The organism is Streptomyces noursei (assembly GCF_001646665.1).
GTDB lineage: Bacteria > Actinomycetota > Actinomycetes > Streptomycetales > Streptomycetaceae > Streptomyces > Streptomyces lavendulocolor.
Window position 1 is genome coordinate 1 of record NZ_LWBU01000325.1, and the last position, 250, is coordinate 250.

Here is a 250-nt window from a genome sequence, read left to right on the forward strand (position 1 = left end):
CCGTGGCCTGGAGGAGGGCGAGGTTGCCGCGTACGACTCCGGCCAGGACGGCGAGGAGGACGAGTACGGCGACCGGCCCGGGGACGAGGGCGAGCGCCGCCGTGGCGACTCCCCCGGCGGCCATGAGCAGAGCGGTCCGGACGGTCGGCCCGGTCCGGCGCGCGAGTGCGGCGTACAGCGTGCGGCCGAGGGTCTGGCCGGCGCCGCCGAGGCCGAGGGCCCAGGCCGCGGCGGTGGTGTCGGCGCCGCG

General features: G+C 80.0%; 1 pseudogene. It reads right to left on the reverse strand.

From position 1 onward, the window contains the following. A pseudogene (locus A4V12_RS23240) lies at nt 1-250 on the reverse strand (MFS transporter); the annotation flags it as partial.